General features: G+C 64.2%; 6 protein-coding genes. 4 read left to right on the top strand and 2 right to left on the bottom strand.

The window, feature by feature from the left end:
• Positions 1-7 precede the first annotated feature (7 nt).
• From lpxA to lpxB, 3 genes are read left to right on the top strand one after another with little or no spacing between them, the layout of a single operon-like run.
• Complete coding sequence (gene lpxA, locus SO156_RS15440; protein WP_458147252.1) at positions 8-802, top strand: acyl-ACP--UDP-N-acetylglucosamine O-acyltransferase; 795 nt, start codon at positions 8-10, stop codon at positions 800-802.
• A gap of 20 nt (positions 803-822) precedes the next feature.
• Positions 823-1,680, top strand: coding sequence for an LpxI family protein (locus SO156_RS15435; RefSeq protein ID WP_458147251.1), 858 nt, complete (start codon positions 823-825; stop codon positions 1,678-1,680).
• Positions 1,677-2,861 carry a lipid-A-disaccharide synthase gene (lpxB, locus tag SO156_RS15430; protein ID WP_498535379.1) on the top strand — a complete coding sequence of 395 codons (1,185 nt, stop codon included), beginning with the start codon at positions 1,677-1,679 and terminating at the stop codon, positions 2,859-2,861. Before SO156_RS15435 ends, lpxB begins: the two co-directional genes overlap by 4 nt.
• Positions 2,862-2,932: 71 nt before the next feature.
• On the opposite strand, the gene gltA is transcribed toward lpxB, so the two are convergent.
• Together gltA and gltX are read right to left on the bottom strand one after the other, a co-directional pair.
• The gene (gltA, locus tag SO156_RS15425; protein ID WP_458147249.1) at positions 2,933-4,234 is read right to left on the bottom strand and encodes a citrate synthase; all 1,302 of its coding nucleotides are present in this window, start codon (positions 4,232-4,234) and stop codon (positions 2,933-2,935) included.
• Positions 4,235-4,376: 142 nt separating this feature from the next.
• Positions 4,377-5,801, bottom strand: a complete 1,425-nt coding sequence (gene gltX, locus SO156_RS15420) for a glutamate--tRNA ligase (protein ID WP_498535378.1) — start codon at positions 5,799-5,801, stop codon at positions 4,377-4,379.
• Positions 5,802-5,956: 155 nt separating this feature from the next.
• Between gltX and SO156_RS15415 the strand changes: the two genes are divergently transcribed.
• Positions 5,957-7,636: a glutamine--tRNA ligase/YqeY domain fusion protein gene (locus SO156_RS15415; RefSeq protein ID WP_498535377.1), complete on the top strand. Its 1,680-nt coding sequence runs from the start codon at positions 5,957-5,959 to the stop codon at positions 7,634-7,636.
• Positions 7,637-7,650 lie beyond the last annotated feature (14 nt).

Here is a 7,650-nt window from a genome sequence, read left to right as displayed (position 1 = left end):
CTTCTTAATGAGCAAGATTGATCCCACCGCGCGCGTGGAAGACGGCGCCGTGATCGGCGAGGGCACAGAGATCGGGCCCTACTGCATCATCGGTCCGAACGTCGCGATCGGCAGAAATTGCAAGCTGATCGGGCATGTGCACATCACGGCGCGGACCACCATCGGCGACGATTGCACGATCTACCCGTTCGCATCGCTCGGCACACCGCCGCAATCACTCAGCTATCGCGGTGAGCTGACGAAGCTACAGATCGGCTCGGGCTGCACCATCCGCGAATCCGTGACCATGAATGCCGGCACTGTCGCCGGCGGCGGCGTCACAGAGGTCGGCGACCGCGGCTATTTCATGAACTGCAGCCATGTCGGGCACGACTGCCATGTCGGGAACGACGTGATCTTCGCGACCTCGGCGACGCTCGGGGGGCACTGTGAGATCGGCGACTTCGTCTTCATCGGCGGGTTATCCGCGGTGCACCAATTCACGCGCATCGGGTCGCAGGTGATGGTCGGTGGCGTTTGTGGCGTGCGCGACGACATCATCCCGTTCGGGCTCGTCAACGGCCAGTATGCGGTGCTCGAAGGCCTCAACATCATCGGCATGAAGCGGCGCAAGTTTACCAAGCAGCGGCTCGCGAGCGTGCGCGCATTCTACCAAAAGCTGTTCCACGGCCCTGGCATTTTCGCCGAACGGCTCGCTTCGGTGCAGCCGCTTGCGGCCGAGGATCCCGCCATCGCCGAAATCCTCGACTTCATCGGCAAGGGCAAGCATCGCCCGCTCTGCCTTCCCGCGATCGGGCAGTAAGCACGGGGATGGCCGCGAGCATGACATCGGCGGCTCCAGAGATTTCGTCACCGGTCGGCGTCATCGCTGGCGGCGGCGCCATGCCGTTTGCAGTTGCAGAGTCGCTCGCCGCGCGTGGTCTCGCGCCGGTGCTGTTTCCGCTGCGCGGCGCCTGCGATCCGGTCCAAGTGGAAAAATTCCGACATCGCTGGATCTCGGTCGGCCAGCTCGGCCGCGCCATGCGGCTGTTTCGCGAAGAGGGCTGCCGCGACCTGATTTTCATCGGCACCTTGATGCGGCCCTCGCTGTCGGAAGTGCGCTTCGATCTCAAGACGCTCCGGCTTCTCGGCCACGTCGTCCGCGCGTTTCGCGGCGGCGACGACCATCTGCTCTCCGGCGTCGGCCGCATGCTCGAGCAGGACGGCTTTCGCATGGTCGGGATCAAGGACGTCGCACCAGATCTGTTGATGCCCGAGGGCTGCATCACCCGCGCTTGGCCGGCCGACAACGCCAGGGGCGACATCGAGCGCGGCCGCGCGGTGCTGGCCGCGCTGAGCCCGTTCGATATCGGCCAGGCCGTCGTCGTGATCGACGGGCATGTGGTCGCGGTCGAGGACATCGAGGGCACTGACGGGCTGCTCCAGCGCGTGGCGCGGCTGCGCAGCGAGGGCCGCATCCGCGCGGCGCGCGGGCGCGGCGTACTGGTCAAGGCACCGAAGAGCGGACAGGATTTGCGCTTCGACCTGCCGACCATCGGCCCGCGTACCGTTGAAGGTGTCGCCAGCGCTGGCCTTTCGGGCATCGCCGTAATCGCGGGCAACACCATCGCGGCCGAGCCGCAGGCGATGATTGAGCGCGCCGACGCCAACTATCTCTTCGTCATCGGCTTGCAAGCGTGATGCCGGGGCGCGATCCAAAGCGGAAAATCTTTCTGATCGCCACGGAGGAATCCGGCGACCGCTTGGGAGCTGCGCTGATGAAGGTGCTGCGCCAGCGGCTCGGCGATGGCGTTCAGTTCGAAGGCGTTGGCGGCCGCACGATGGCGCGCGAGGGGCTGGTCTCACTCTTTCCGATCGAGGAGCTCTCGATCGTCGGCTTTGCCGCTGTCGTGCAGCAACTGCCAAAAATCCTGCGGCTGATCCGCAAGACCACGGATGCCGTGACGGATGCTGCGCCCGACGCGCTCGTCATCATCGACAGTCCCGACTTCACCCACCGTGTTGCCCGCCGTGTCCGGGCGCGCAATCCGGCGATTCCGATCGTCGACTACGTCTCGCCCTCGGTCTGGGCCTGGCGACCGGGCAGGGCGCGGGCCATGCTGTCGTATGTCGATCACGTGCTGGGCCTGCTGCCGTTCGAGCCCGAGGAATATCGCAAGCTGCGCGGGCCGCCGTGCAGCTATGTCGGCCATCCCCTGATCGAGCAATTGTCGTCGCTGCGGCCGAATGCGGAGGAGCAGGAGCGCCGCGATGGCGAGCCGCCGGTGCTGCTGGTCTTGCCCGGCAGCCGCCGCAGCGAGATCAGGCACCATCTCGAGGTGTTCGGCGCCACGCTCGGCCGGTTGCAGGCTTTGGGCCAGCGTTTCGAATTGGTGCTGCCGACCATGTCGCATCTCGAACCAACGGTGCGTGAGGGCATCGCGAGCTGGCCGGTCAAGCCGCAGATCGTGGTCGGCGAAGGCGAGCGGCGTGCCGCATTCCGGATCGGGCGGGCCGCGCTGGCGAAATCCGGCACGGTGACGCTGGAGCTTGCGCTGTCGGGCATTCCCATGGTGACGGCCTATCGCGTCGGCGCGATCGAGGCCTTTATCCTGCGCCGCGCCATCCGCGTCCCTTCCGTGATCCTCGCCAATCTCGTGATCGGCAGGGAGGTGATCCCCGAGTTCCTGCAGGAGGACTGCACACCGGAAAAGCTCGCAGACGCCTTGACCGAGGTGCTGACGGATACGCCATCGCGGCAGCAACAGGTCGAGGCCTTTGCCCGGCTCGACACGATCATGTCGACCGGCAACAAGTCGCCGAGCGTGCTTGCCGCCGATATCGTGCTCGCGACGATGCGGAAGGGCGTTCGGGGAAACTAGTCTAGCGGCGATCACAAACAAAAACGGCGCCATCCATGATGGCGCCGTTTCGTTTGGCCTTGAAGCCGACCTTACTTCCGCTGGTCGATCGGTTGGTAGTCGCGCCTGGTGAGCCCGGTGTAGAGCTGGCGCGGGCGGCCGATCTTCTGCTGCGGATCCTCGATCATCTCGCTCCACTGGCTGATCCAGCCGACGGTGCGCGCGACCGCGAACAGCACGGTGAACATCGAGACCGGGAAACCCATCGCCTTCAGCGTGATGCCCGAATAGAAGTCGACGTTCGGGTAGAGCTTGCGGTCGATGAAGTACTGGTCGCTGAGCGCGATCTTCTCCAGCTCCAGCGCCACCTTCAGCATCGGATCGTCGCCATGGCCGGTCTCCTTGAGCACGGCGTGACACATCTTCTGCATGATCTTGGCGCGCGGATCGTAGTTCTTGTAGACGCGGTGGCCGAAGCCCATCAGGCGGACTTCGCTGTTCTTGTCCTTCACCTTGGCGATGAACTCGGGAATCTTGTCGACCGTGCCGATCTCGGCGAGCATCGCAAGCGCGGCTTCGTTGGCGCCGCCATGGGCCGGACCCCAGAGACAGGCGATGCCCGCTGCGATGCAGGCGAACGGATTGGCGCCGGAGGAGCCGGCGATGCGCACCGTCGAGGTCGAGGCGTTCTGCTCATGGTCCGCGTGCAGTATGAAGATCTTCTCCAGTGCATCCGCGAGCACCGGATTGACCTTGTACTCCTCGCACGGCACGGCGAAGCACATGTTCAGGAAGTTCTCGGCGAACTTCAGCGAGTTCTTCGGATACACGAACGGCTGGCCGACCGAATATTTGTAGGCCATGGCGGCGAGCGTCGGGATCTTCGCGATCATGCGCATGGAGGCGATCATGCGCTGCTTCGGATCGGTGATGTCCGTGGAGTCGTGATAGAACGCGGCGAGCGCGCCGACGGAGGCCACCATCACCGCCATCGGATGAGCGTCGCGGCGGAAGCCCTGGAAGAAGCGGGCCATCTGCTCGTGCACCATCGTGTGGTGCGTGACGCGGTAGTCGAAATCCTTCTTCTGGGCCGCCGTCGGCAGCTCCCCGTAGAGCAGAAGGTAGCAGGTCTCCAGGAAGTCGCCGTGCTCGGCGAGCTGCTCGATCGGATAGCCGCGGTATTCGAGCACGCCGGCGTCGCCATCGATATAAGTGATCTTGGACTGGCAGCTCGCGGTCGAGGTGAAGCCCGGATCGTAGGTGAAGAGGCCGGATTGGCCGTAGAGCTTGCCGATGTCGACGACGTCAGGCCCGACGCTGCCGCTCAGGATCGGGAGATCGTAATTCTTGTTTCCGACCGTCAGCGTTGCTGTTTTTGTGGATTTTGCGTCCATCGTAAGTCCCCGATGAATTGTGAAACGGGCCGGACCTGATCGTCCCCCATCAGATGGCGGGGCAAGCCGGATATTCCAGAAGCTACGGGTGAGATGGGTATATTATTGCTGTGTGCGCTGCAAGATGGGCACCGCACAGGACTTACGTCGTAGATTGATCCTTCAGCCGGCCCAGGCTTTCCTGGCGTCCCAGGACGTCCAAAACCTCGAAAATACCGGGCGAGGTGGACCGTCCCGTCAGCGCCGCTCGCAATGGCTGGGCGACCGCACCGAGCTTGAGATTGTTTTCCTCGGCAAAGGCGCGCAGCGCGGCCTCCGCGGTGGCCGCGCTCCAGCTCTCGACATTCTCCAGCGCGGAATGAAGCTGGCCGATCAGCGCCCGGTTCTCTGCCGTCAGCAGCGCTGCTGCCTTGGGATCGAGCTCCAGCGGCCGGTCGGCGAAGATGAAATAGGCGCCGTCGATCAGCTCGATCAGCGTCTTGGCGCGCTCTTTCAGGCTCGGCATGGCCTTCAGAAGCTGCGCGCGCGTGGCATCGTTCAGCTTGGCCTTGAGCTCGGCTCGTCCCGGAATGTGGTCGAGCACGTCCTCGAACATCTTCACGAGTGATTGATCGTCCGCGTTACGGATGTAGTGGCCGTTGAGGTTCTCGAGCTTGGCAAAGTCGAAACGTGCGGCGGCGCGGCCGACGCTGGCGAGGTCGAACGCCGCGATCATCTCCTCGGTCGAGAAGATCTCCTGGTCGCCATGACTCCAGCCGAGCCGGACGAGGTAATTGCGTAGCGCGGCAGGCAGATAGCCCATGGCGCGGTAGGCGTCGACGCCGAGCGCGCCGTGCCGCTTGGACAGCTTCGAGCCGTCCGGGCCGTGGATCAGCGGGATGTGCGACATGCTCGGCAGCGTCCAGCCCATCGCATCGTAGATCTGCTTCTGGCGCGCGGCATTGATGAGATGATCGTCGCCGCGGATCACATGGGTGACGCCCATGTCGTGGTCGTCGACTACCACCGCGAGCATGTAGGTCGGCGTACCATCGCCGCGGAGCAGAACGAGGTCATCGAGGTTCTCGTTCTGCCAGACCACGCGGCCCTGCACCTGGTCCTCGATCACGGTCTCGCCGGTCTGCGGCGCGCGCAGCCGGATCGTCGGCTTGAGGTTGGTTGGCGCGGTTGCCGGATCGCGGTCGCGCCACATGCCGTCATAGAGGCGGGTGCGGCCCTCGGCGCGCGCCTTCTCGCGCATTGCGGCGAGCTCCTCGGCCGTTGCGTAGCAGTGATAGGCCTTGCCGTCGGCGAGCAGCTGCTCGGCCACCTCGCGGTGGCGAGCGGCGCGGCTGAACTGGTAGATCACCTCGCCGTCCCAGCCGAGCTCAAGCCACTTCAGTCCGTCGAGGATGGCGCCGATCGCCGCCTCGGTGGAGCGCTCGCGGTCGGTATCCTCGATCCGGAGCAGCATCTTGCCGCCGTGCTTCTTTGCGTAGAGCCAGTTGAACAGCGCCGTGCGGGCGCCCCCGATATGGAGGAAGCCGGTCGGCGAGGGGGCGAAGCGCGTGACGACGGTATCGGTCATGAGTGGAACGGCCTATGCATTGGAGGCGGTGGTGTATAGCAGGAACGGTGCATAACTAAAGCCTGCCGGCGGACCGCTTCCGACCGGGCTGAGGGCTTGGCTCAGCCTCCCGAAACTGGCAGAAGGACCGCTGATTTCCCTACAGGATTTTCGGAATGACGACAGAACCGGTGGCAACTGAGGCGGGGCGCGATTTCATTCGTGACATCGTCCAGGCCGATATCGATGCGGGCAGGTACAAGGAGGTCGTGACCCGGTTCCCGCCGGAGCCGAATGGGTACCTGCACATCGGCCATGCCAAGTCGATTGCGCTCAATTTCGGCATCGCCGAGGAATTTCGCGGCCGCTGCCACTTACGCTTCGACGACACCAATCCGGTCAAGGAGGAGCAGGAGTATATCGATTCCATCCAGGCCGACGTGCACTGGCTCGGCTTCGACTGGGGCAAGAACCTGTTCTACGCCTCGGATTACTTTGACCGCCTCTACGAATGGGCGGAGAAGCTGATCCGCGACGGGCTCGCTTATGTCGACGACCAGACCCAGGACGAGATCCGGCTTACGCGTGGCACGCTAACCGATCCGGGAAAGAACTCGCCATTCCGCGACCGCACGGTCGAGGAGAACCTCGACCTGTTCCGCCGCATGAAGGCCGGCGAATTCCCGAATGGCGCGCGCGTGCTGCGGGCGAAGATCGACATGGCTTCGCCGAACATCAACCTGCGCGATCCCGTGATGTACCGCATCCTGCATGCGCATCACCCACGGACCGGCGACAAGTGGTGCATCTATCCGAGCTACGACTACGCGCACGGCCAGTCGGATGCGATCGAAAGCATCACCCACTCGATCTGCACGCTGGAATTCGAGGACCACCGTCCGCTTTACGACTGGTTCATCGAAAAGCTGCCGGTGCCCTCGGAGCCGCATCAGTACGAATTCGCGCGGCTGAACCTGACCTACACGGTGTTATCGAAGCGCGTGCTCACCCAGCTCGTGCGCGACGGCCACGTCGCGGGCTGGGACGATCCGCGCATGCCGACCATGGCGGGCCTGCGCCGCCGCGGCGTGCCGCCGGCCGCACTTCGCGAATTCGTCAAGCGCATCGGTGTGGCGAAAGCCAACAGCGTGGTCGACGTCGGCATGCTCGAATTCTGCATCCGCGAGGAATTGAACCGCACGTCGCAGCGGCGCATGGCGGTGCTGCGGCCGCTCAAGGTCGTGATCGAGAACTACCCGGAAGGGCAGGTCGAGGAGCTCGAGGCGATCAACCATCCGGACGATCAGTCGGCCGGCACGCGCAAGATCGCGTTCTCCCGCGAGATCTATATCGAGCGCGACGACTTCATGGAAAATCCGCCGAAGAAGTTTTTCCGCCTGTCGCCGGGCAACGAGGTGCGGCTGCGCTACGCCTATTTCATCAAGTGCACTGACGTGATCAAGAACGACGCCGGCGAAGTGGTCGAGCTCCGCTGCACCTATGATCCCCTGACCAAGGGCGGCAACGCGCCCGATGGCCGCAAGGTCAAGGCGACCATGCACTGGCTGCCAGCGGCGCAGTCCGTACCCGCCGAGATCCGCGTCTATAACCAGCTGTTCTCGAACCCGAGCCCGAACGCGGCCAATTTTGCCGCCGATCTAAACCCGCAGTCGCTGGAGATCCTTCCCGACGCGCGGATCGAGGTGTCGGTTGCCGAGAGCAATGCGACCGAGCCGATGCAGTTCGAGCGGCAGGGCTACTTCGTGCGCGACAAGGATTCGACGCCGGGCAAGCCGGTGTTTTCGCGGACGATCGGATTGCGCGACACGTTTGCGAAGGAAGTCGCCAAAGGCTGAAAAGGGCTGAGCTG

It is taken from the genome of Bradyrhizobium sp. UFLA05-125 (assembly GCF_059803515.1).
Note: the sequence above shows the minus strand (reverse complement) of the source record. Positions and strands in the feature narration are given on the sequence as shown.

Excerpts from the sequence above, each read along its gene's own strand:
- SO156_RS15415 (WP_498535377.1), top strand. The coding sequence starts at position 5,957 with ATGACGACAGAACCGGTGGCAACTGAGGCGGGGCGCGATTTCATTCGT.
- gltX (WP_498535378.1), bottom strand. The coding sequence starts at position 5,801 with ATGACCGATACCGTCGTCACGCGCTTCGCCCCCTCGCCGACCGGCTTC.
- lpxA (WP_458147252.1), top strand. The coding sequence starts at position 8 with ATGAGCAAGATTGATCCCACCGCGCGCGTGGAAGACGGCGCCGTGATC.
- gltA (WP_458147249.1), bottom strand. The coding sequence starts at position 4,234 with ATGGACGCAAAATCCACAAAAACAGCAACGCTGACGGTCGGAAACAAG.
- SO156_RS15435 (WP_458147251.1), top strand. The coding sequence starts at position 823 with ATGACATCGGCGGCTCCAGAGATTTCGTCACCGGTCGGCGTCATCGCT.